This window comes from Acidovorax sp. (assembly GCF_046294525.1).
Lineage (GTDB): Bacteria > Pseudomonadota > Gammaproteobacteria > Burkholderiales > Burkholderiaceae_C > Acidovorax.
Window position 1 is genome coordinate 119,395 of record NZ_JBKBKQ010000002.1, and the last position, 21,832, is coordinate 141,226.

Here is a 21,832-nt window from a genome sequence, read left to right on the forward strand (position 1 = left end):
CGCGCTTTGGAGGGGGCTGCGGCACCCGCTGCCTGTTGCGAGTTGCTACGTTTGAAGTGGTGTGGCCTGCGCAGTGCAGCGTCCTTTCAGCGTCCGCACCGCGATCACGCGGCCAACAAAAAAGGCCCACACCACAACGGTGCAGGCCTTGGAGAGAGGCAGGGATTCAGTAAAGAACCCCGAAGTGCTTCAGAACGGAATATCGTCATCCATGTCGTCGAAGCCCGATGCCGCCCGGGGCGGCTGCGCAACGGGCGCTGGCGCGGGTCGCTGGGCCGGTGCGGCCATGGGGCGTGGCGGGGGCGCGGCGCGGCGGGGTGCCTGGTCGTAGCCGCCCTGATCGCCGCCGCCATAGCCGCCATCGTCATACCCGCCACCACCTTGCTGGCCACCGCCCATGCCCTGGCGGCTGCCCAGCATCTGCATCTGGTCGGCGCGGATCTCGGTGCTGTACTTTTCAACGCCGCTTTGGTCGGTCCACTTGCGGGTGCGCAGGCTGCCTTCCACATACACCTGCGAGCCCTTGCGCAGGTATTGGCCCACGATTTCGGCCAGTCGGCCGTTGAAGACCACGCGGTGCCACTCGGTGGCTTCCTTCATTTCGCCGGTCTGCTTGTCTTTCCACTTGTCGGTGGTGGCAATCGTCACGTTGGCCACCTGGTCGCCACTGGGAAAAGTGCGCATTTCAGGGTCGCGGCCCAGGTTGCCGACGATGATGACTTTGTTGATGGATGCCATGGTGCTGTTCGTGCCTTCAAAGGTAACAAGGAAGCGCCGGACTTTGGGGAAGGGTTCCGGGCGCCAAGCGCGCCATTGTGCCGCATCCTGCCGTCTCTGCGGTGGCGCGAGACCCCTCCGCTCAACCCCGCCTGGCAGGCCTTAACCGCCCCCGCGCCCCACGGGCCGCAGCGGCCAGGTCAGCGCCAGCCACACGGCCACCAGCGCCGTGGTGGCCACAAAAAGGCCGGGTGTGCCAGCCCACTTCACGAGCGCGCCGCCCAGCGCTCCCCCTGCGAACAGGCCCAGCGACTGCAGCGTGTTGTAGCTGCCCAGCGCCGCCCCGCGCAGGGCTGCCGGTGCCATGCGTGACACCAGACTGGGCTGGCTGGCCTCCAGCGCGTTGAATCCGCAGAAAAACACGAACATCAGCGGCCCCAGCACCCACAGCGTGGGCGCCACGCCGCTCACCGCCAGTGCGCCCAGACCCAGTTGCACCACCAGCACCAGCGCAATCGCGCCTAGGAGGGCGGCCCGCAGGCGGCCCGCCCGCTCCAGCGCAAACAGCCCGCCCATGGCGGCAAACGACAGCACCACGGCGGGCAGGTACACCTGCCAGTGGTGATCGCGCGCCAGACCCGCCTGTACCAGCAGGGCAGGCACGGCCACCCACATGGCCAGCTGCACGGTGTGCAGCACAAACACCCCGAGGTTCAGGCGCACAAGGTCCGGGTGTGCCCACACGTCGGCCAGGCGGCCTCGGGGTGCATCTTTGTGCTGTGCCGGCTCGGGCGGCACCCACCACACCACCACGGCCACCCCCACCAGGGCCAGCGCGCAGGTCAGGCCAAATAGGCCCGCCAGCCCGATGTGCGCCGTCAGCACCGGCGCCAGCACCAGTGCCAGCGCAAACATCAACCCAATGCTGCCGCCCACCAATGCCATGGCCTTGGTGCGCACGCCGTCGCGGGTCTGGTCGGCCAGCAGCGCCGTCACTGCAGCCGACACCGCGCCCGCGCCCTGCAGCGCCCGGCCCAGCAGCAGGCCTGTGAGCGAATCTGCCAACGCGGCCAGCAGGCTGCCTCCGGCAAACACCAGCAGCCCCAGCACGATCACACGCTTGCGGCCGAACCGGTCCGAGGCCATGCCCAGCGGCAGCTGCAGCAGAGCCTGCGTCAGGCCATAGATGCCCATGGCCAGGCCGACCATCGCGGGGTCGTCCCCGCCGGGGTACTTGCGCGCCTCCAGCGCAAACACCGGCAAGACCAGGAACAGCCCCAGCATGCGCAGCGCAAAGATCAGCGCGAGGCTGAGGCTGGAGCGCCGCTCCAGGGCGGTCATGTGGGTGCTGGGAGGAGGAAGCCGCGAAGCGGCAGCAGCGGACAGGGAGGAGGAATCCGGCACGGTGTGCGTGAGGCCCGTTTAAAGCAAAGGCGGGATTTTCGCCCATTGCCGGGTTGGCCGGCACCGGTGGGCCTCAGGGGCCAGGTGGCTCCGCAGACCGGGCGCGTCGATCCAGCCACAGCATCCAGGCCAGCAGCATGGTCAGCAGGCCGAGCGCCCAAGGGTGATCGAGGGGCGTGGGGATGTGGGACGCGTTGTGCGGTGGGCTCGCGGGGGGGCTGAGGTGCCAGCGGGACTGCGGGGTACCCTGGGCGCCCGCATGGAACGCGGGCGAGGTGCCGGCAGGGGTGGGGCCCTCCGGCCCGTCAGAGTGCAAAGGCCGGTACACAGTGTGGGAGATGGTGTGAGTCGCTGCATTTGGGGTGGAGTGAACGGTGGCGTTCGGCGCCGCGCTGGCGCCCCCGCGGTCTGGGTCCACCCGCAAGGGCACCTCGGCACATGCCGACAGGGCCGCCACCGCCACCGCGCAGGTAGCCAGTGCCCAGCAGCTGCGGGCGGCTCCTGGCTCGGGCGTGTGTGCGGAGCCAGGGTTGCGAACGGGAGGTAGACCGGACAGAGGCATGCCATCGATGCTAGAAGTCCGGGCACGGGGGCTTTTGACTGCGCGTTGGCGCTTTTGTTGACTGCCTGTTGCGGCCTACGCGCGCCCTCAGCGCAGGCCTGCCGGGGTCACCACACCGTGCCGAAGGCGCCCTGCAGGCTGCGCACCCACGCCGCGTATTCGGCCGAGCTTGCTTGCCCATCCCCGTCCGCCGTAGGCGCGTCACCAGCTCCCCAGGGGTTGCGGGGGGCCGGCGGCCGTACGTCTGATGGCGCCACGTCGAACGCGGCGCGGAAGGCGCGGCTGAAATGCGCATTGCTGGCAAACCCGGCCCGCGCGGCCACCTCGGCCACGCGCAGGCGGCGATTGGCCGGGTTGGCGAGCGCGTGGTAGGCCATCAGCAGGCGCCGCTGCTGCACGTAGTGGGCCACTCCGCCCAGCGGTTCAAACATGCGGTACAACGCCGCGCGTGAGATCCCGAAGGTCTCGCACAAGACTTCGGGCGACAGCGGCGCGCCCAGACGGCGTGTGATGTAGTGCTGAATGCGATCCAGCGTGACGGCCTGCAGCCCCCCGCGGGCCTCGGCCATGGTGCGTGCGCTGGGTCGCACGCAGGCAGCCACCATCTGCGCCGTGGCCAGCGACACGGCGGGCGCGTCGGCCAGCGCGATGGACGGCAGGCGTTTGTGCAGCGACAGCAGGTGATCGCCCAGCAAACCGGCCAGCGGCGAGCCCGCGCGCAGCACGGTGCCGTGCAGGTCTGGCGCAGGCCCCGGGCCCATCACCTCTTCCGCCAGGGCGCGTGGCACGATGAGGCTCATCACATGCGATGGCCGGGCCAGTGTGGCCTGGCTGCGGGCCAGATCAAACACCACAATGTCCCCGGCGTTGACCGCGATGTCGGCACGCCCGTCCCGTTGGCCCACAAAGCCGCCGCTGCGGTACCACTGCACCAGGTAGTGGTCCAGGCCGTCGCGCGCCAGGCGGGATTGCGAACGTGCAAACTGCTGCCCGCCGAAGTGCAGGTCCCCCAGCAGCAACTGCCCCAGGTGCGTGGCCTGCACCGCTGCACGGAACCCTGACCCCCCGCCCCGAACGTGCACAGGGGCCACGTCAAACAGAACCGAAATGCTGTCGCGCCACGCTTCGAACGGCTCGGTGCCGGTGAGGAGGCCGGTGTCGAACAGGGTGGAGGGCAGGGGGTGGAAGGCAGGCATGCGGGGAGGCATTATGCGGGGCGATCCAGCCTAAGCGAGCCTCCGTGGGAAGGGCGCTAGACGCCCGTGCGGCGGCTAACGGTAGCGGCCAGCACCTGTCTGCGGCCTCGCCTATCATGGTGGGTTTTCCTGACCGAGCCTGCCTGTGACCCAGCCCCCCGCCGCCGCTGAAGACCGCCCCGCCCGCCCGGGCGATGACGGCACCTACCTCGCCCGTGCCCTGCGCGAGCAGCGCATCAGCATCCGGGGGGCGCGCACCCATAACCTCAAGAACATCGACCTGGACATCCCGCGCAACCAGTTGGTGGTGATCACTGGGCTGTCAGGCTCGGGCAAGTCGAGCCTGGCGTTCGACACCTTGTATGCCGAGGGCCAGCGGCGGTATGTGGAGAGCTTGTCAGCCTACGCACGGCAGTTCCTGGGGCGGCTGGACAAGCCCGATGTGGACCTGATTGAAGGGCTGTCGCCCGCCATCAGCATCGAGCAGAAGGCGACCAGCCACAACCCGCGCTCCACCGTGGGCACGGTGACCGAGATCCACGACTACCTGCGCCTGCTCTACGCCCGCGCGGGCACGCCGTTCTGCCCCGACCACGGCCTGCCGCTGGCGGCGCAGACGGTGAGCCAGATGGTGGACGCGGTGCTCGCCCTGCCCGAAGACACCAAGCTCATGATCCTGGCCCCCGTGGCGCGCGAGAAGAAGGGCGAGTTCACCGAGCTGTTTGCGCAGATGCAGGCGCTGGGCTACGTCCGCTTTCGCGTGGACGGGCAGATCTACGAACACGAGAGCCTGCCCGCACTCAAGAAGACCGAGAAGCACGACATCGACGTGGTGATCGACCGCGTGAAGGTGCGCGCCGACCTGCAGCAGCGCCTGGCCGAGAGCATCGAGGCCGCCCTGCGCGTGGGCGGCCACGACGGCAACGGCCGCGTGCTGGCGCTGGAGATGGACACGGGGCAGGAGCACCTGTTCAGCAGCAAGTTCGCCTGCCCGGTGTGCAGCTACTCGCTGGCCGAGCTGGAGCCGCGCCTGTTCTCGTTCAACTCGCCCATGGGTGCGTGCCCGGCGTGTGACGGCATTGGCCAGCGCGAGGTGTTTGATGCCGCGCGTGTGGTGGCCTTCCCCACGCTCAGCCTTGCCAGCGGCGCCATCAAGGGCTGGGACCGGCGCAATGGCTACTACTTTGCGATGCTGGAGAGCCTGGCGCGGCACTACGGCTTTGATGTGGAGGCGCCCTTTGAGACGCTGCCGGCCACTGTGCAGCATGCGGTGCTGCACGGCTCGGGCGAGGACGAAATCGCGTTCAGCTACATCCTCGACAGCGGCGCCAACAAGGGCAAGGTCTACACCAAGAAGCACCCGTTCGAAGGCATCCTGCCCAACATGGCGCGGCGCTACCGCGAGACCGACTCGGTGGTGGTGCGCGAAGACCTGGCCCGCTACCGCAGCACCCAGCCCTGCCCCGAATGCCATGGCGTGCGCCTGCGCCGCGAGGCCCGCCACGTGAAGGTGGGCGAAGGCCCACAGGCCCGCGCCATCTACGAAGTGAGCCACGCCACGCTGAGCGACGCCCATGCCTGGTTCAAGGCCCTGCAGCTCACCGGCGCCAAGGCCGAGATTGCCGACAAGGTGGTGCGCGAGATCGCCACGCGCCTGCAGTTTTTGAACGACGTGGGCCTGAGCTACCTGAGCCTGGACCGCAGCGCCGAAACGCTGAGCGGTGGAGAGGCGCAACGCATCCGCCTGGCGTCGCAAATCGGCTCGGGCCTGACGGGCGTGATGTATGTGCTGGACGAGCCCAGCATTGGCCTGCACCAGCGCGACAACGACCGCCTGATTGCCACGCTGCAGCACCTGCGCGACATTGGCAACAGCGTGATCGTGGTGGAGCACGACGAGGACATGATGCGCGCCGCCGACCATGTGATCGACATGGGTCCCGGTGCGGGCGTGCACGGCGGGCGCGTGATGGCGCAGGGCACCTACGACGAGGTGCGCGCCAATGCGCAGTCGCTCACGGGCCAGTACCTGTCGGGCACGCGCGCGATTGCCGTACCCAAGCGCCGCACGCCCTGGCTGCCGGTGCTGGACCAGCCCGCACCTGTGGTCGAGGCCAAAGCCAAGTCGCGCTTTCCGCAGACCGAGGCCAGCAAGCGCCGCGCCGAACGCATGGCCGAACACCACGCCCGCCAGGGCGCCGTGCAGGCGCTGCGCGTGGTGGGCGCCACGGGCAACAACCTCAAGGGCGTGACGGTGGACTTCCCGGTGGGGCTGCTCACCTGTGTGACGGGCGTCTCGGGCTCGGGCAAAAGCACCTTGGTCAACGACACGCTGTATGCCGCCGTGGCGCGGCAAATCCACCGCGCGCACGAGGAGCCGGCAGCGCACGAAGAGATCGTGGGCATCGAGTACTTCGACAAGGTCATCAATGTGGACCAAAGCCCCATTGGCCGCACGCCGCGCAGCAACCCTGCGACTTACACCGGCCTGTTCACCCCCATCCGCGAGCTGATGGCCGAGACCAACACCGCCAAGGAGCGCGGCTACGGGCCGGGTCGTTTCAGCTTCAACGTGTCGCAGTCTTCGGGCGGTGGCCGCTGCGAGGCCTGCCAGGGCGACGGCGTGGTGAAGGTGGAGATGCACTTCTTGCCCGACGTGTACGTGCCCTGCGACATTTGCCACGGCCAGCGCTACAACCGCGAGACGCTTGAAGTGTTGTGGAAGGGCAAGAACATCGCGCAGATCCTGGAGCTGACGGTGGAGGACGCGGCGGCCTTCTTCAAGGACGTGCCCACCATCGCCCGCAAGCTGCAGACGCTGCTGGACGTGGGCCTGTCGTACATCCGCCTGGGCCAGGCCGCGACCACGCTCTCAGGCGGCGAGGCGCAGCGCGTGAAGCTGGCGCAGGAGCTGAGCAAGCGCGACACGGGCCGCACGCTCTACATCCTGGACGAACCCACCACCGGCCTGCACTTTGCCGACATCGACCTGCTGCTCAAGGTGCTGCACCAGCTGCGTGACGCGGGCAACACCATCGTCATCATCGAGCACAACCTCGACGTGATCAAAACGGCGGACTGGCTCATCGACATGGGCCCCGAGGGCGGTGCGGGCGGCGGCACCGTGGTGGGCGTGGGCACACCCGAGGAGCTGGCAGCGAACCCGGCCAGCCACACAGGGCGGTACCTGGCGCCCTACCTGCGGTCAAGACTGTAGTAAAAAATGCCGTTTGCGCTCAATGGGCGTGCCTTTTAAGCTATCAAATTAGTAGTGATTGCGCAAACCATCACGGCAGGCGCCGCGCCACCTCGGCATCCAGCGAGCCCATGAAGGCCTCCACGGCCCGGGTGTAGGGGCTCTCCAGCCCCAGCTGGGCGTTGATTTCGCCGTGGCTCAGGTCCTGCGGCAGCACCTCGGCGCGGCCGCCCAGGCCGTGCACGTGGCGGGCCAGGGCTTCGGCCTGGTGGCAGGGCTGGTCGGCGCGTTCGGTGGAGCACACCATTTGCATCGGCGGGGCGCCCGCCGTCCACTGGTGCCAGGGCGACAGCAACCGCCAGTAGGTCGGGTCGGCGCCAAACGCGTCGTCGTACAGCGGCATGTGGGGGGCGCGCATGTAGGCGGGCACATTCATCACCGCACTGTCGAGCACCACCGTGCCCAGCCAGGGCCAGGCGCCCTCGCGCAGGGCCTGCGGCGCGCGGGCGTTGAGCAGCGCCACCAGGTGCGCGCCGGCCGAGTGGCCCATGAGGATGAAGCGGCTGGGGTCGGCGCCCCAGGTGGTGGCGCGCTGCTGTGCGGCCATCAGCGCGGCCTGCACGTCGCGCTCTTGCTGGTCCACGGGGGTGTCGGGCAAGAGCCGGTAGTTCACCGAGATCAGCACAAAACCCCGGGGCACCCAGCGCGCCACCTTCTCCTGCACCACGCGGCCCATGGCCTTGTCGCCATGGCGCCAGCCGCCGCCATGCACCATGAAGACCACGGGCGCGCGCACGGCGCTGGCGGTGGAGGAGGAAGGGGTGGGCAGGTACACGTCCATGCGCTGGCGCGGGTCGCTGCCGTAAGGCACATCGGCAATGCGCTGCACGCCGGTGGGCAGGGCGGCGGCCTGCGCCTGGGCCTGCTTCTGTGCGATGAGCGCGCGCAGGCGTCCGCCGCCTTGCGCGCCGTCGGATGCAGGGGCCTGTGCCCACGCCGGGGCGGCCAGGGCGAGGGTAGCCACGGCCGTGAGGGTGTAGCGGGTGAAAGGGGTGAGCGTGCGATGGACAGTGGAGGGCATGGGAAAGACTCCTGCGATCGTGGCGGGGCTGCCGATGACTGACTGTCGCATCCACAGACCCGCCAATGGTTGCAGCACGGCGCCAAGTCATGACAAAGCATGACAAACGCGCAGGGGGCTGTCACAGGCTGTCATCACCGGGGCGCTGGAGTGCGGGCGTGGCCCGGGTGGTGTGCGCCGTACCATCGGGACTGGGCCTGCACCTTGCCTGGCCACCAACCTCCTCCCCCATGACCGCCCCCCTCGCCAAGATCCTGGTCGCCGACGACGAGCCCGAACTGCGCGCCCTGCTGCAGCGCTACCTGAGCGACCAGGGCTACACCGTGCGCACCGTCGAGGGCGCAGGCCCGCTCGATGCGCTGCTGCAGCGCGAGCGCTTTGATGTGCTGGTGCTCGACGTGATGATGCCGGGCGAGGATGGCCTGGCCATCTGCCGCCGCCTGCGTGCGCAGGGCGAGACCATTCCCATCCTGATGCTCACTGCGCGCGGCGACCCGGTGGACCGCATCGTGGGCCTGGAGATGGGCGCGGACGACTACCTGCCCAAGCCCTTCAACCCGCGCGAGCTGCTGGCGCGCATCCAGGCCATGGTGCGGCGCCAGCGCCTGCTGGGCGCGCACACCGGGCCGCAGGGCGTGTTGAGCCGCCTGGCGTTTGGCGACTTTGTGCTGTGGCCTGCCGAGCGGCGGCTGGAGCGCCGGGGGGAGGACATGCCCCTGACCACCGGCGAATTCGCGCTGCTGCTGGCCCTGGCGCAGAACCCCCACCGCCCCCTGGGCCGCGACCGGCTGCTGGCCCTGGCCTATGGGCCTGACCACGCCGCCACCGACCGCAGCATCGACGTACAGATCATGCGGCTGCGCAAGATCATCGAGGCCGACCCGGCGCAGCCACGCCACATCCGCACCGTGTGGGGCGTGGGCTATGTGTTTGTGCCCGACGGCGCCGCGCCCGCAGGAGGGGCGCAGCCATGACGGCGCCCATCGCCACCGCCCGCCGGGGGCTCTGGCCGCGCAGCCTGCTCGGGCGCAACCTGCTGCTGATGGCCGCGCTCATCGTGCTGGGCCAACTGGTGGCCGCCGTGCTGGTGCGGCAGATGATCTTCCAGCCCCGCGTGGCGCTGGTGGCCGATGGCGTGGCCCGCAACGTGGCCGCGCTGCGTGCGGGGCTGCAGGCGCTGCCCCCGGCGCAGCGGGCGGCGTTTGTCGATGCGTTCAACCAGCAGGCCGTGGCGGCCACCCCGCCCGTGGCGCCCGAGAGCGCTGCGCGGCGCGCACTGCTCTCGCCCATGGAGCGGCAGTTTGTGCGGGCCGTGGCGCGCCGCCTGGGCGCAGACGATGCCGCCACCGCCCCCCAGCCCCTGTGGCGCCGCGACAGCGCCGGCATGCTGGCCCTGCGTGTGGAACACGCGGGTGCCGATGGCCCCGAGAGCTACTGGCTCAACCTGCCCAGCGTGTTCCCCACGCGCACCTTCACCGGCGCCTGGCTGGCCGCCACGCTGGCCAGCATGCTGCTTGCGCTGCTGGGCGCGTGGTGGCTGCAGCGCCACATCCACCGCCCGCTGGCGCAGGTGGTGGGGGCCGCGCGCCAGCTGGCGCAGGGCCAGCCCCCTGCCGTGCTGCCGGAAGCAGGCCCCGAAGAAATCGCCACCGTGGCCCGCAGCTTCAACCACATGGCGCAGAGCCTGGCCGCTGCCGACCACGAGCGTGCGCTGATGCTGGCGGGCGTGTCGCACGACCTGCGCACCCCGCTGACCAAGCTGCGCCTGGGTGTCGAGATTGCCGGTGCGCAGGTTGATGCACCGCTGGCCGCGAGCATGGCGCGCAGCATCGACGAGATGGACGGCATCGTGGGCCAGTTCCTGCAGTTCGCGCGCAGCGGTGAGGCCGAGGCGCCCACCCCCGCATCGCTCAACGACCTGGCCCAGGCCGTGGCCGAGGCGCAGGCCGACCATGGGCGCACCGTGCGGCTGGAGCTGGGTGCCTTGCCCGAAGTGCCCGTGCGCCCCCAGGCCCTGCGCCGCGCGCTGGACAACCTGGTGGAAAACGCCTGGCGCCACGGCCAGCCGCCCGTGGTGCTGCGCACCGGGGCCGATGCCAACAGCGTGTGGCTGGAGGTGCAGGACCAGGGCCCCGGCATCGGAGCCAACGACATCGACCGCATGCGCCAGCCTTTTGCTCGCGGTGGCGGAACGGCGCGCACCGGCCCGCCAGGTGCAGGCCTGGGCCTGGCCATCGTGGAGCGCGTGGCACGCAGCCATGGCGGGCGGCTGGAGCTGCACAGCGCGCCGGGCGCGGGGCTGCGGGCGCGGCTGGCGCTGCCGTTTCAAGAAAAAATGGCCGTTACCGCCTGATGGTATTGCCTCAATAGCTATTAAATTTGTAGCGAATGTGTGGTGCGCCCACCCAGCTTGCGGTACAGCGTCTGCCGGCTGATGCCCAGCTGGCGCGCCGCCTGCGACATGTTGCCGCGCGCGGCCTGCAGCGCCTGGTCGATGGCGGCCTGGGAGAGCTGCTGAAGGTTCAGCGCGATCGGGGGCGCGGTGGTTTCGGTCTGTGCAGGCGTCGGCGTTGGGGCGGCCGTGAGCGCCTGCACCAGGTCGTCCGGCATGTGCTCCCAGCCCAGGGTGTCTTCGCCCTCGGCCAGCATGGCGCAGGCGGTGCGCAGCACATTGGCCAGCTGGCGCAGGTTGCCAGGCCAGGGGTAGGTGGCCAGGCGGGCCAGCAGGTCGGGCGCCACCTGCACCTCAAAACCCAGCCCCTGTTCCGTCGCCAGGTCGGCCAGCAGGCGCTGCAGCAGCGCCACAAAGTCGCTGCGCTCGCGCAGCGCGGGCAGCTGCACCGTGAGGCCGTTGATGCGGTAGTACAGGTCTTGCCGAAAGCGCCCTTGCTCCGCCGCCTGCATGAGCTGGTTGTGCGTGGCACAGACCAGCGCAAAGTCCACCGGCACGGCCTTGCTGGCGCCCACGGGCGTCACGCTGCGCTCTTGCAGCACGCGCAGCAGGCGGGTCTGCAGAGCCAGCGGCATGTCGCCGATTTCGTCGAGGAACAGCGTGCCGCCATGGGCCTCGCGCAGGCGGCCCAGGTGGCCCTCCTTGCGCGCGCCGGTGAAGGCACCGGCCACATGGCCGAACAGTTCGGATTCGATCAGGTGCTCGGGAATCGCCGCGCAGTTGATGGCCACAAACGGCGCATCGCGGCGCGGGCCGCTGGCGTGCAGCGCGCGCGCAAACACCTCCTTGCCCACGCCCGACTCGCCCTGCACCAGCACCGCAATCGGTTTGCCCACCACGCGGCGCGCCTTGTCGGCGGCAGCGCGCCAGCGGGCGTCGCCGGTGTCCAGCTGGGCCAGGGCGTCTTGCTGGGGCGCAGCAGTCGTCGCAACGGCGGGCCGTGTGGGCGTGGCAACCCAGGCGGTGTCCATCTGCACCTGTGCAAACAGCAAGGCGCCTTGCAGTGTGCGCAAGGCCTGCGGCTGCTGGGGGCGGCGCTTGTGGTGCGAGAGCAGGTCGTCCATCCGCACGTCCAGCACCTGCTCCAGCAAAGTGGCGCCCACATCGCCCGTATGCAAGCCCAGCTGCGCCAGGGCCACGCGGTTGGCGCCCACGATCCAGCCGTCGGCCGACACGGCCACGATGCCCTCGGCCACGCTGCCAATGCCCTCGGGCGCGCTGTGCAGGTGCAGGCGGATGTTGCGCTTGCAGGTGGCAGCGAGCAGGCGGTTTTCGATCATGCGGGCGGCCGTGCTCACCAGGCCCAGCGCGTGGGCGTGGCCGTTGCGGTAGTCGCCCGAGATGTCGAGGATGCCCAGCAGCTCGCCCGTGGCCGACAGGATGGGCGAAGCCGCGCAGGTAAGAAAGTTGTTGCGCTCCAGAAAATGCTCGCCGCCATGCACCTCCACCGCGCAGGCCTCGGCCAGCGCCGTGCCGATGGCGTTGGTGCCCCGGTGCGCCTCGTGCCAGGAGGCACCGCTGGTCAGCGCCACGCGCTCGGCCTTGTCCACAAAGTGCGGGTCGCCCAGCGTGTGCATGAGCATGCCGCGCCGGTCGGCCAGCACCACCACGCTCTGGCTGTGGCGCACTTGCTCGAACAGGTATTCCATCACCGGCCGCGAATGCGCGAGCAACTCGGGGTTGCTGGCCAGCACCTGGCGCAGCGTGCCGCTGCTGGGGTGGTCGATGGCCTGCGGCCGCCCGGTGGGCAGCAGGCCGGCCGCCATGCTGCGCGACCAGGAGCGCGCCAGGCGCTCGTCCACCAGGCCGCTGGGGCACTGGCCAGAGTCCAGCAGGTGCTGGCGGGCCTGTCGCAGGGCGACGGGGGAGGTGTTGGGGCGCACGCTTTGTCTCCGTGCGGGCTCAGGGCGGCCCGCTTGTGGTGTGTGGGCCAGTATGGCGGGCTCGTCGGTGCGGGGCAAGGGTGTGAGCGCAAGCGGTGTGCCAACTGTTCCATTTCGTGACAGGTGTCGCGGCCCGGCACACTGCGATGCGGATGGCTGCAACAGGTGTGCACCCTGGGCGGCCGAAAAAATCCAATGAAATCAACACTTCGCGCCCCCTGGCCTGCTGGCATGTGTTTTGAGTAAGGGGTTGGCATCGGACAGGCTCCACCGAGTCCGCCCGATGCACACAACCACCGCAGGAGACAAACACCATGACCGTTTACGCAGCCCCCGGCGCCGCTGGCGCCAAGATCACCTACAAGCCCCGGTACGACAACTTCATCGGCGGCAAATTCGTGCCCCCCGTCAAGGGCCAGTACTTTGATGTCATCACGCCCGTGAGCGGCAAGGTCTACACCCAGGCAGCCCGCTCCACCGCTGAAGACATCGAACTGGCCCTGGACGCCGCCCACGCCGCCGCCGACGCCTGGGGCAAGACGGATGCGGCCACGCGCGCCAACATCCTGCTCAAGATCGCCAACCGCATCGAAGAAAACCTGGAGCGCCTGGCCTACGCCGAAACCGTGGACAACGGCAAGGCCATCCGCGAGACGCTGAACGCCGACATCCCGCTCACCGTGGACCATTTCCGCTACTTTGCGGGCTGCGTGCGCGCGCAGGAAGGTGGCATCAGCGAGATCGACGAGAACACCATGGCGTACCACATCCAGGAACCGCTGGGCGTGGTGGGCCAGATCATTCCGTGGAACTTCCCCATCCTGATGGCCGCGTGGAAGCTGGCCCCGGCGCTGGGCGCGGGCAACTGCGTGGTGCTCAAGCCTGCAGAGTCCACGCCCATCTCCATCCTGATCCTGGTCGAGCTGATTGCCGACCTGCTGCCGCCCGGTGTGCTCAACATCGTCAACGGCTACGGCCGCGAGGCGGGCATGCCGCTGGCGCAGAGCAAGCGCATTGCAAAAATAGCGTTCACCGGCTCCACCAGCACCGGCCGCGTGATCGCGCAGGCCGCTGCCAACAACCTGATCCCCGCCACGCTGGAGCTGGGCGGCAAGAGCCCCAACATCTTCTTTGCCGACGTGATGGACAAGGACGATGCGTTTCTGGACAAGGCGATTGAAGGCCTGGTGCTGTTCGCGTTCAACCAGGGCGAGGTCTGCACCTGCCCCAGCCGCGCACTCATTCAGGAATCGATCTACGACAAGTTCATGGAACGCGTCTTGAAGCGCGTGGCCGCCATCCAGCACGCCAACCCGCTCGACACCAACAGCATGATGGGCGCGCAGGCCAGCAAGGAGCAGCTCACCAAGATCCTGAGCTACCTCGACCTCGGCAAGCAGGAAGGCGCGGAAGTGTTGGCTGGCGGCGGCCAGGCCCACCTGGGCGGCGACCTGGAAGGCGGCTACTACGTGCAGCCCACGCTGTTCAAGGGCCACAACAAGATGCGCATCTTCCAGGAAGAAATCTTCGGCCCCGTGCTGGCCGTGACCACTTTCAAGGACGAGGCCGAAGCGCTGGCGATTGCCAACGACACGCTGTACGGCCTGGGCGCCGGTGTGTGGAGCCGCAACGGCAACGTGGCCTACCGCATGGGCCGCGCGATCAAGGCCGGCCGTGTGTGGACCAACTGCTACCACGCGTACCCTGCGCACGCAGCGTTTGGGGGCTACAAGGAATCGGGCATTGGGCGTGAGACGCACAAGATGATGCTGGACCACTATCAACAGACCAAGAACCTGCTGGTGTCGTACTCAGAAAACAAGCTGGGCTTCTTCTGAGGGGTGGCGGTCCACAGACCGTCCCTGGCGTCGTTGCTTCGTCTTGCCGTAGCGTTGCTACTGTCTGCGACGGAGACGCCTAGCCAGAAACGGCCTGTGAACCGCAGGACACGCTGCTGGCGGCGCGTTGTTCCAACGAGCCGCGTTGGCATCTTTTGCATCGCTCGCTGGAGACACCCCATGGTCGAAAAAGTCATTGCCACCCCTGCTGCGCTGGAGCTGGTGGCCTTTCTGCAATCCAAGCACGGCACCGACCTGATGTTCCACCAGTCGGGAGGCTGCTGCGACAACAGCGCGGCCAGTTGCTATCTGCCCGGCGAGATCACCATGGGCGCGGGCGACGTGTACTTGGGTGACATCGGCGGCTGCCCGTTCTACATCGGGCGTGCGCAGTACGAGACCTGGAAACACACGCAGCTCATCATCGATGTAGTCGAGGGCACGGGCGGCACGTTCTCGCTCGAAGGGCCCGAGGGCAAGGCCTTTCACACGCGCTCGCGGGTGTTCACGGCGCATGAGTTGGCAGAGCTGGCAGAGATGGACGCGGCTGCCCTGCAAGCGGCTGTCCAGAAAATTTGAATCAAAATAGCCTCTAGCGCCTATCCATCAAGCGCTGACAGCTATCAATATTGAAGTGCTTGCGGGACATGCTTGGCATGCGGCAACGGGGGGTAGCCTGCGCGCAGGGGCTCCCGGCGCGCATGGGGCCATGCCAGCGGCGAATGCTCGGCTGGAGAATAATGGCCCCCTTCACCACCGCCCGGAGCGTTCTGCATGCACTCGATCACCCTGCGCTTTCTGGCGCCCCAGAACGGCCCGCTGCAGGCCGGCAGAATCCCGGGCGGCACCGTGCTGCGGTGGGTGGATGAGGCTGGCTATGCGTGCGCCAGCGCCTGGGCCAAGGGTGCGTGCATCACCGAATTTGTGGGCGGGGCTGACTTTGTGCGCGCCATCCGGCCCGGCGACCTGGTGGAAGTGCATGCCCGCCTCACGGCCACAGACGACGCCCGCATGAGCCTGGCTGTGGAGGTGCGCAGTGGTTCCATCCATGGTGCACCGCTGCAGGACGTGGTGCACTGCGTGGCCGTCTACACCGGGGTCGATTCCAGCGAGAACCCCCGCCCCGTGGACACGTGGAATGCAGAGACCCCGGGCGACATCGCGCTGGCCCAACGCGCACAGGCGCACATCGACGCTGCGCGCGCTGCCCGGTGACGGCGCCGCTCTCTTCGCACGGCGCGGGCCCGCTGCGCGCCCGCGACCTGCTCGCCGCCCTGGTGGTGGTCGTGTTGTGGGGTGTGAATTTTGTGGCCATGAAGTGGGGGCTGCGCAGCTTCAGCCCCTTTCAGCTGGGCGCTGCGCGCTACCTGTGCGCGGCCCTGCCGCTGGTGCTGCTGGTGCGCCCGCCACGCGTGCACTGGCGCTGGGTGCTGCTGTTCGGGCTATTCCAGGGCGTGGGGCAGTTCGGCTTTTTGTTCATCGGGCTCAAGGTGGGCATGACGGCGGGGCTGGCCAGCGTGCTGCTGCAGACGCAGGTGTTCTTCACCGCGTTGTTCGGTTTTGCCGTGCTGCACGAACGGCCCGGCCCGCCGTTGCGCTGGGGCATGGTGCTGGCTGCGCTGGGGCTGGTGTGCTTTGCAATGAACTATGTGGGCCCGGGTGCTGGCGTGGGCGCCGCGGCGGCCACCACCATGGCCGGCTTGCTGCTGACGCTGTGCGGCGCGGCGATGTGGGCGTCGTCCAACATCGTCGCGCGCGTGGCGCAGCAGCAAACCCCGGGGTATGACCCGCTGGCGTTTGTGATCTGGAGCAGCGCCGTGCCGGTGCTGCCCTTCGTGGCCTTGTCGTGGGCGTTTGACCCAGACGCCGCGCGCTGGCTGCAGTGGCAGACGCTGGCGGCAGTGCCCCTGCTGGGTTGGGCTGCTGTGGCCTACCTGGGCTGGGCGGCCACCATCGTGGGCTATGCGCTGTGGACCAACCTGCTGCAGCGCTACCCCGCCAACCGAGTGGCGCCCTTCAGCCTGGCCGTGCCGGTGGTGGGCCTCACGGCCGGCTGGCTGTTGCTGGACGAAGGCGTGGCACCCTGGCAGTGGGCCGGCATCGCGCTGGTGGTGGCGGCGCTGGCCTGCGTGGTGCTGGGGCCGCGCCTGCAATCACGATTTCAAGCCAAATCGGCCTCTGGCGCTTGATGGTTAAGCGCTGATAGCTATCAAAAAGATAGTTCGGCGCAGCCCTGGGCTACAGCACCCGCCGCCGTGCAAACCGCACCACGGTCACGCCGGCACGCGCCTGGCGCACCGAGGGCATCACCAGCACGCAGTCGTCATACGGCGTGGTCACGGGCACGCCGTCGCTGCCATCGCCATTCCAGGCGATCACCGTGCCTGCGCGCGGGATCACCTCCAGTCCGGTGAAGGGCTCGGTGAAGCGGAAGGCGCTGCTGGTGGCCACGACCGGCCCGGTCACCTCCAGCGCCCACTGGCGGGGCGCGTCGGGGCCGCGCCAGCCGGGCAGCTGCCGCGCCAGTGCGTCGGCATCCACCACGCCCGATTGCGCGAGAAAGCGCACGCACTGGTCTTGCGCCACGGCGCGGCTGGCCGGGTCGCCGTGAAAGCCGCACTCCACCAGCAGCGAGCGTGTGTCGCCGCCCTCGGCATCGGGCAGGCCGAAGCGGCCGTAGTCGCGCATGCGCACGCCGTCCTTGTGACCCGCGTCCACCACGATGTGTTCGGGCGCCGCCATGGCCTTGGCCAGCGCCAGGTTGCGCGGCTGCGTGCCGGTCAGCAGCAGCGGCGCGCCGGGCTCGTGCATCGAGTGGATGTCCAGCAGCCAGTCGGCCCGCGCCACCCAGGGGCGCAGCGCGGCGGCGCGGCGGCGCTCGCGCGTGTCGGCCGCGTCCATGCGCGCGTCGATCCACTGGCGGTTCAGGTCCTCGTCGGTGAAGCGCGAGGCGTCGTGGTCCGCAGCGTCAAAGCGGTCAAACGCCTCCAGGTTGCACAACGCCAGCGTCAGCGTGCCCTGCTGCGGGCGCACGCCCGCCTCCAGCAAGCCCTTCAAGGCCCAGGCGCCGCACAGCTCGTTGCCGTGCACCAGGGCGCTCACCATCACATGGCGGCCTGGCTGGCCGCTGTCAAAGTGCCACACGCCCTCGGTGCCGGTGTTGCCGGCGCGCCAGGCGCCGATGTCGGGAGCGGGCAGCTCAAAAGTGAGGGAGGCGCGTGCGTTCATGTCGGTGGCGAGGCTCATTCTTCGATCTTGGCGAATTCGACGATCTTCTTGTACTTGGCCACTTCGGTCGCCAGGAACTGGTTGATGTTCACGTCCGGCGAGGCCACGGTGGAGCCGCTGGCTTCCATCTTCTTCCTGAACTCGGGCGACTGCAGGCTGTCGTTCAACGCCTTCTTCACCTTGTCGAACACCGGCTTGGGCAGGTTGGCCGGGCCCATCAGCGCAAACCACACGCCAATGTCCACGTTCTTGTACTGGGGCGACTCGGCCAGGGCCGGGATGTCGGGCGTGATGGCCGAGCGCTTGGCCTCGGTGGTGCCCAAGGCAATCACCTTGCCGCTCTTGATGTGCGGCAGGCCGCTGGAGAGCACGAAAACGCCATACTCCAGGTTGTTGCCCAGCAGGTCGTTGGTGAGCGGCGCCACGCCGCGGTAGGGGATGTGCGTCATGAACAGCTTGCCCTGCTCCTTGACCATCTCGCCTGCCAGATGCAGCGAGGTGCCCACGCCCGAACTGCCGTAGCTGAACTTGCCGGGGTTCCTGGACACCTTCTGCGTGAACTCGGCCAGGTTCTTCACGCCCGCGCCGGTGGATGCCACCAGCACCAGCGGCTGCGAGGCAATGAGGCCGATGGCGGTGAAGTCCTTCACGTCGTACTTCACCTTCTTGGTCACCAGCTTGTTGATGGCGATCTCGTTGCTGGCGCCCACCAGAAAGGTGTAGCCGTCGGGCGCACTGCTGGCCACCTTCTGCGCGCCGATGGCGCCGCCCGCGCCCCCGATGTTCTCGATCACCACGGGAACGCCCAGCTTGGCACTCAGCTCGGTCGCCACGGTGCGGCCGGTCAGGTCGGTGCTGCCGCCGGGCGGGTAGCCCACGACGATGGTGATGGGCTTGCTGGGGTAGGTGTCTTGCGCAAGCGCGGGGGCCGCGGTGCCCAGCAGGGCCAGGCCGCACAGGAGCGCTACGCGGCGCAGGGGGAGTGTGGGTTGCATGGGGTGATTCCTCATCGTGGATCGGGGGGATGTGGCCCGATTGTGCGAAGCCCCAGCTGCCAGCTTGGTGCCGAAGCGGCACCAGTTTGTGCCAATGTGGTTCAGCGTCCTGATGAAAACCCTGTGCCCCGCTGAGAGGAGCCGCCGAGGTTCAGCGCTGCGCCAGCGCCTTCCACAGTGCCTCGGCCTGCGGGCCCAGGCGGCGCTTGGGACGGTACAGGCGCACGTCGAATCGCACTTCCATGCGCGCATCACCCGCCGGGGCAAGGCGCTTGGCCTTGCAGTCGGCGTGCACCATCGACCAGGGCAGCCAGGCGACGCCCAGGCCTTTTTGCACGTATTCATAGTGCGCGTCGGCCGAGTCGCATTCCACCACCCGCTGCAGCCTTGGCGCATGGGGGTTCTGGGCCAGGTGGTCCTCCACCAGCCGGCCCAGCGCCAGCTGGGGCGCGTAGGCCAGGTAAGGCACCCGCGTGGCGTCGGGCCCAAAGCGATGCACCGCCTGCCCCTGCGCCGTGGCGCGCGACACGGGCACCAGGCGGTCAGATGCCACGGTCAGGTGCATGAACTGGCGCGCGTCCAGGCGAACGGCCAGTGTGGGGTGATGGTAGACGAGGGAAAAGTCGGCCTCGCTGCGCTCCAGCATGGCCACGGTGTCGGCCAGTGCCCGGGTGCGGATGCACAACTCGCCGCCCTGCAGGATGGGCTGCAGGCGCACCAGCCAGTCGGCCACCACGGTGCGCGCCAGCGTGCGGCCCGTGGCCAGGGTCACGGTGCGGGCCTGGCGCCCGGCCAGGCTCTGCAGTTCCTCGTGCGACTGCGTGAGGTTGCGCACCATCTGCCCGGCAGTGTCCAGAAAACTCTGCCCCGCAGGCGTGAGGGTGACAGGCCCCCCGCCCCGCTCCACCAGCGGCGTGCCCGCCCAGGCCTCCAGCGCGCGGATGCGGCGGCCAAAGGCGGGGTGCGTCACATGCCGCAACTCGGCGGCGCGGGTGAAGCTGCGCTCCTGCGCCAGCACGATGAAGTCTTCCAGCCACTTGAGCTGCATGGCTGTGCGGCGGGGGTCGGTGGGTTGGCGCTCAGCCCTGGGCGGCGTCGTTCAGCACGGCGCGCGTGCGCAAGGCTTCGGCGCGGGCTGCGGCGGCAAAGTCTTCGCCTTTGGAGGCGTACAGGATGGCGCGCGAGGAGTTCACGATGATGGGACCGTCGGCACGCAGGCCCGCGCGCACCGTGGCCACGGCATCGCCGCCCTGGGCACCGACGCCAGGGATCAGCAAGGGCAGCGTGGGTGCTATGCTGCGCACGCGCTCGATCTCCTGCGGGTAGGTCGCGCCCACCACCAGTCCGAGCTGGCCGTTCTTGTTCCAGGGGCCCTGCGCTAGACGTGCCACGTGTTCGTACATCAGCGGTTGGCCGTCGATGCTGGCCAGGCGCTGGTTCTGCAGGTCGTCGCCGCCGGGGTTGGAGGTTCGGCACAGCAAAAAGGCGCCCTTGCCGTGGTAGGCCAGGTAGGGCTCGATGGAGTCAAACCCCATGAAGGGCGAGAGCGTGACCGCATCGGCGCCATATCGCTCGAATGCCTCCTTGGCATATTGCTCAGCGGTGGAGCCGATATCGCCGCGCTTGGCGTCCAGGATCACCGGCACATGCGGCGCGTTGGCGCGCATGTGCTGCATCAGGCGTTCGAGCTGGTCTTCGGCGCTGTGAGCGGCAAAGTAGGCGATCTGGGGCTTGAAGGCGCACACCAGGTCGGCGGTGGCGTCCACGATGGCGGCGCAGAAATCGTAGATCTTGCGCGGGTCGCCCTGCAGGCCGGCGGGGAAGCGCGTGGGCTCCGGGTCCAGCCCCACGCACAGCAGGGAGTCGTTGCGCGCGGTGGCGTCGCGCAGCATGTCGGTGAAGGTCATGGACACGGCGGGGTTTCTTCCATCAGGGTTGCAGGGTGATCCATCCATCGGTCAGGCAGCCGGCGCGGCGCTGGCCCGCTTTTCCAGGATTTCGAAGGCCGGCAGGGTCTTGCCTTCCAGCACTTCCAGGAAGGCGCCGCCGCCGGTGGAGATGTAGCCCACCTGCTGCTCGATGCCGTACTTGGCGATGGCGGCCAGCGTGTCGCCACCACCGGCAATGCTGAACGCGGGCGACTCGGCAATCGCTGTGGCCAGGGTACGCGTGCCGTTTTCGAACGCCGCGAATTCGAACACGCCTACGGGGCCATTCCACACGATGGTGCCGGCCGACTTGAGCTGTGCGGCCAGGCGGGCGGCCGTCTCGGGGCCGATGTCCAAGATCAGGTCGTCCTCGGCCACGTCGGCCGCAGCCTTCACGGTGGCAGGGGCATCGGCGGCGAAGGCCTTGGCCACGACCACGTCGGTGGGGATCGGCACTTCGGCGCCCCGCGCCTTCATGGCGGCCATCACGGCCTTGGCGGCGTCCAGCAGGTCCGGCTCGGCCAGGCTTTTGCCGATGGGCAGGCCCGCGGCCAGCATGAAGGTGTTGGCAATGCCGCCGCCCACGATGAGCTGGTCCACCTTGTCGGCCAGGCTTTGCAGGATGGTGAGCTTGGTGGACACCTTGGAGCCCGCCACGATGGCGGCCAGCGGGCGCTGGGGCTGGGCCAGGGCCTTGGTGAGGGCATCGATCTCGGCCGACAGCAGCGGGCCCGCGCAGGCGATGGGCGCAAATTGCGCGATGCCGTAGGTGGTGCCCTCGGCGCGGTGGGCGGTGCCGAACGCATCGTTCACGAAGATGTCGCACAGGGCGGCCATCTTGCGGGCCAGCTCTTCCTTGTTCTTCTTTTCGCCCACATTTAGGCGGCAGTTCTCCAGCAGCACCACCTGGCCGGGCGCCACGGTCACGCCGTCCACCCAGTTGGCCACCAGCGGCACATCGCGCCCCAGCAATTCACCCAGGCGCTGGGCGACGGGGGCCAGCGAGTCCTCGGGCTTGAACTCGCCTTCGGTGGGCCGGCCCAGGTGGCTGGTCACCATCACGGCCGCACCGGCATCCAGCGCCATGCGGATGCAAGGGATCGAGGCGCGGATGCGCGTGTCTTCGGTGATGCGGCCGGCATCGTCCTGCGGCACGTTCAGGTCGGCACGGATGAAGACGCGCTGGCCTTGGGCCTTGCCTTGGGCGCACAGGTCGGAAAAGCGAAGGATGTTCATGGAGGGAAAGCTTCCTGGAGGGGCACGTGGAAAGGGCTGCCATTTTAGGACGGGCCATGGACGCGCCCCTCGCCCCGGGCTCCGCATCTACACCCCAGGCCATCGCGCACCGGCTT

At 68.9% G+C, this 21,832-nt stretch carries 17 protein-coding genes; 7 read left to right on the forward strand and 10 right to left on the reverse strand.

The features are described from left to right. Positions 1–189 precede the first annotated feature (189 nt). The 3 genes from ssb to ACK4HJ_RS02990 all read right to left on the reverse strand — a co-directional run bounded on the left by ssb (position 190) and on the right by ACK4HJ_RS02990 (position 3,879). Positions 190–738, reverse strand: a complete 549-nt coding sequence (gene ssb, locus ACK4HJ_RS02980) for a single-stranded DNA-binding protein (RefSeq protein WP_409827581.1) — start codon at positions 736–738, stop codon at positions 190–192. A gap of 141 nt (positions 739–879) precedes the next feature. Beyond that, the gene (locus tag ACK4HJ_RS02985) at positions 880–2,058 is read right to left on the reverse strand and encodes an MFS transporter (RefSeq protein ID WP_409827582.1); all 1,179 of its coding nucleotides are present in this window, start codon (positions 2,056–2,058) and stop codon (positions 880–882) included. 732 nt (positions 2,059–2,790) lie between these two features. Beyond that, positions 2,791–3,879, reverse strand: coding sequence for a helix-turn-helix domain-containing protein (locus tag ACK4HJ_RS02990; RefSeq protein WP_409827584.1), 1,089 nt, complete (start codon positions 3,877–3,879; stop codon positions 2,791–2,793). A gap of 139 nt (positions 3,880–4,018) precedes the next feature. Between ACK4HJ_RS02990 and uvrA the strand changes: the two genes are divergently transcribed. After that, complete coding sequence (gene uvrA / locus ACK4HJ_RS02995; RefSeq protein WP_409828085.1) at positions 4,019–7,096, forward strand: excinuclease ABC subunit UvrA; 3,078 nt, start codon at positions 4,019–4,021, stop codon at positions 7,094–7,096. A gap of 70 nt (positions 7,097–7,166) precedes the next feature. Here the strand turns inward: uvrA and ACK4HJ_RS03000 are convergent, their stop codons facing one another. Then, positions 7,167–8,156, reverse strand: coding sequence for an alpha/beta hydrolase (locus ACK4HJ_RS03000; protein ID WP_409827586.1), 990 nt, complete (start codon positions 8,154–8,156; stop codon positions 7,167–7,169). Between the two features lie 230 nt (positions 8,157–8,386). Here ACK4HJ_RS03000 and ompR point away from each other — a divergent pair, with 230 nt between their 5' ends. Next, positions 8,387–9,130, forward strand: coding sequence for a two-component system response regulator OmpR (gene ompR, locus ACK4HJ_RS03005; protein ID WP_409827587.1), 744 nt, complete (start codon positions 8,387–8,389; stop codon positions 9,128–9,130). Further along, on the forward strand, positions 9,127–10,509 hold the full coding sequence (locus tag ACK4HJ_RS03010; protein WP_409827589.1) for an ATP-binding protein: 1,383 nt from the start codon (positions 9,127–9,129) through the stop codon (positions 10,507–10,509). Before ompR ends, ACK4HJ_RS03010 begins: the two co-directional genes overlap by 4 nt. 20 nt (positions 10,510–10,529) lie before the next feature. On the opposite strand, the gene ACK4HJ_RS03015 is transcribed toward ACK4HJ_RS03010, so the two are convergent. Next, entirely contained in the window at positions 10,530–12,491 is a 1,962-nt protein-coding gene (locus ACK4HJ_RS03015) for a sigma-54-dependent Fis family transcriptional regulator (protein ID WP_409827591.1), read from the reverse strand. 314 nt (positions 12,492–12,805) lie between these two features. Between ACK4HJ_RS03015 and ACK4HJ_RS03020 the strand changes: the two genes are divergently transcribed. From ACK4HJ_RS03020 to ACK4HJ_RS03035, 4 genes are all read left to right on the forward strand, one after another. After that, the gene (locus tag ACK4HJ_RS03020; protein WP_409827593.1) at positions 12,806–14,329 is read left to right on the forward strand and encodes an aldehyde dehydrogenase family protein; all 1,524 of its coding nucleotides are present in this window, start codon (positions 12,806–12,808) and stop codon (positions 14,327–14,329) included. A 180-nt stretch (positions 14,330–14,509) separates the two neighbouring features. After that, entirely contained in the window at positions 14,510–14,908 is a 399-nt protein-coding gene (locus tag ACK4HJ_RS03025) for a DUF779 domain-containing protein (protein WP_409827594.1), read from the forward strand. Between the two features lie 195 nt (positions 14,909–15,103). Beyond that, positions 15,104–15,544: an acyl-CoA thioesterase gene (locus ACK4HJ_RS03030; RefSeq protein WP_409827596.1), complete on the forward strand. Its 441-nt coding sequence runs from the start codon at positions 15,104–15,106 to the stop codon at positions 15,542–15,544. Next, positions 15,541–16,518 carry an EamA family transporter gene (locus ACK4HJ_RS03035; RefSeq protein WP_409827597.1) on the forward strand — a complete coding sequence of 326 codons (978 nt, stop codon included), beginning with the start codon at positions 15,541–15,543 and terminating at the stop codon, positions 16,516–16,518. The genes ACK4HJ_RS03030 and ACK4HJ_RS03035 overlap by 4 nt, the downstream gene beginning before the upstream one ends. Before the next feature lie 49 nt (positions 16,519–16,567). Here the strand turns inward: ACK4HJ_RS03035 and ACK4HJ_RS03040 are convergent, their stop codons facing one another. The 5 genes from ACK4HJ_RS03040 to ACK4HJ_RS03060 form a co-directional block, all read right to left on the reverse strand. Further along, positions 16,568–17,575, reverse strand: coding sequence for a succinylglutamate desuccinylase/aspartoacylase family protein (locus ACK4HJ_RS03040; RefSeq protein WP_409827599.1), 1,008 nt, complete (start codon positions 17,573–17,575; stop codon positions 16,568–16,570). After that, entirely contained in the window at positions 17,572–18,552 is a 981-nt protein-coding gene (locus ACK4HJ_RS03045; RefSeq protein ID WP_409827601.1) for a Bug family tripartite tricarboxylate transporter substrate binding protein, read from the reverse strand. Before ACK4HJ_RS03045 ends, ACK4HJ_RS03040 begins: the two co-directional genes overlap by 4 nt. A gap of 151 nt (positions 18,553–18,703) precedes the next feature. Then, positions 18,704–19,600: a LysR family transcriptional regulator gene (locus ACK4HJ_RS03050; protein ID WP_409827603.1), complete on the reverse strand. Its 897-nt coding sequence runs from the start codon at positions 19,598–19,600 to the stop codon at positions 18,704–18,706. 31 nt (positions 19,601–19,631) lie between these two features. Further along, complete coding sequence (gene pyrF, locus ACK4HJ_RS03055; RefSeq protein WP_409827605.1) at positions 19,632–20,459, reverse strand: orotidine-5'-phosphate decarboxylase; 828 nt, start codon at positions 20,457–20,459, stop codon at positions 19,632–19,634. 51 nt (positions 20,460–20,510) lie between these two features. Further along, positions 20,511–21,716, reverse strand: a complete 1,206-nt coding sequence (locus tag ACK4HJ_RS03060) for a phosphoglycerate kinase (RefSeq protein ID WP_409827607.1) — start codon at positions 21,714–21,716, stop codon at positions 20,511–20,513. Positions 21,717–21,832: the final 116 nt, after the last annotated feature.

Coding starts and splice junctions, on each gene's coding strand:
- ssb (WP_409827581.1), bottom strand. CDS start 738: ATGGCATCCATCAACAAAGTCATCATCGTCGGCAACCTGGGCCGCGAC.
- ACK4HJ_RS02985 (WP_409827582.1), bottom strand. CDS start 2,058: ATGACCGCCCTGGAGCGGCGCTCCAGCCTCAGCCTCGCGCTGATCTTT.
- ACK4HJ_RS02990 (WP_409827584.1), bottom strand. CDS start 3,879: ATGCCTGCCTTCCACCCCCTGCCCTCCACCCTGTTCGACACCGGCCTC.
- ACK4HJ_RS03000 (WP_409827586.1), bottom strand. CDS start 8,156: ATGCCCTCCACTGTCCATCGCACGCTCACCCCTTTCACCCGCTACACC.
- ompR (WP_409827587.1), top strand. CDS start 8,387: ATGACCGCCCCCCTCGCCAAGATCCTGGTCGCCGACGACGAGCCCGAA.
- ACK4HJ_RS03010 (WP_409827589.1), top strand. CDS start 9,127: ATGACGGCGCCCATCGCCACCGCCCGCCGGGGGCTCTGGCCGCGCAGC.
- ACK4HJ_RS03020 (WP_409827593.1), top strand. CDS start 12,806: ATGACCGTTTACGCAGCCCCCGGCGCCGCTGGCGCCAAGATCACCTAC.
- ACK4HJ_RS03025 (WP_409827594.1), top strand. CDS start 14,510: ATGGTCGAAAAAGTCATTGCCACCCCTGCTGCGCTGGAGCTGGTGGCC.
- ACK4HJ_RS03030 (WP_409827596.1), top strand. CDS start 15,104: ATGCACTCGATCACCCTGCGCTTTCTGGCGCCCCAGAACGGCCCGCTG.
- ACK4HJ_RS03040 (WP_409827599.1), bottom strand. CDS start 17,575: ATGAGCCTCGCCACCGACATGAACGCACGCGCCTCCCTCACTTTTGAG.
- ACK4HJ_RS03045 (WP_409827601.1), bottom strand. CDS start 18,552: ATGCAACCCACACTCCCCCTGCGCCGCGTAGCGCTCCTGTGCGGCCTG.
- ACK4HJ_RS03050 (WP_409827603.1), bottom strand. CDS start 19,600: ATGCAGCTCAAGTGGCTGGAAGACTTCATCGTGCTGGCGCAGGAGCGC.
- pyrF (WP_409827605.1), bottom strand. CDS start 20,459: ATGACCTTCACCGACATGCTGCGCGACGCCACCGCGCGCAACGACTCC.
- ACK4HJ_RS03060 (WP_409827607.1), bottom strand. CDS start 21,716: ATGAACATCCTTCGCTTTTCCGACCTGTGCGCCCAAGGCAAGGCCCAA.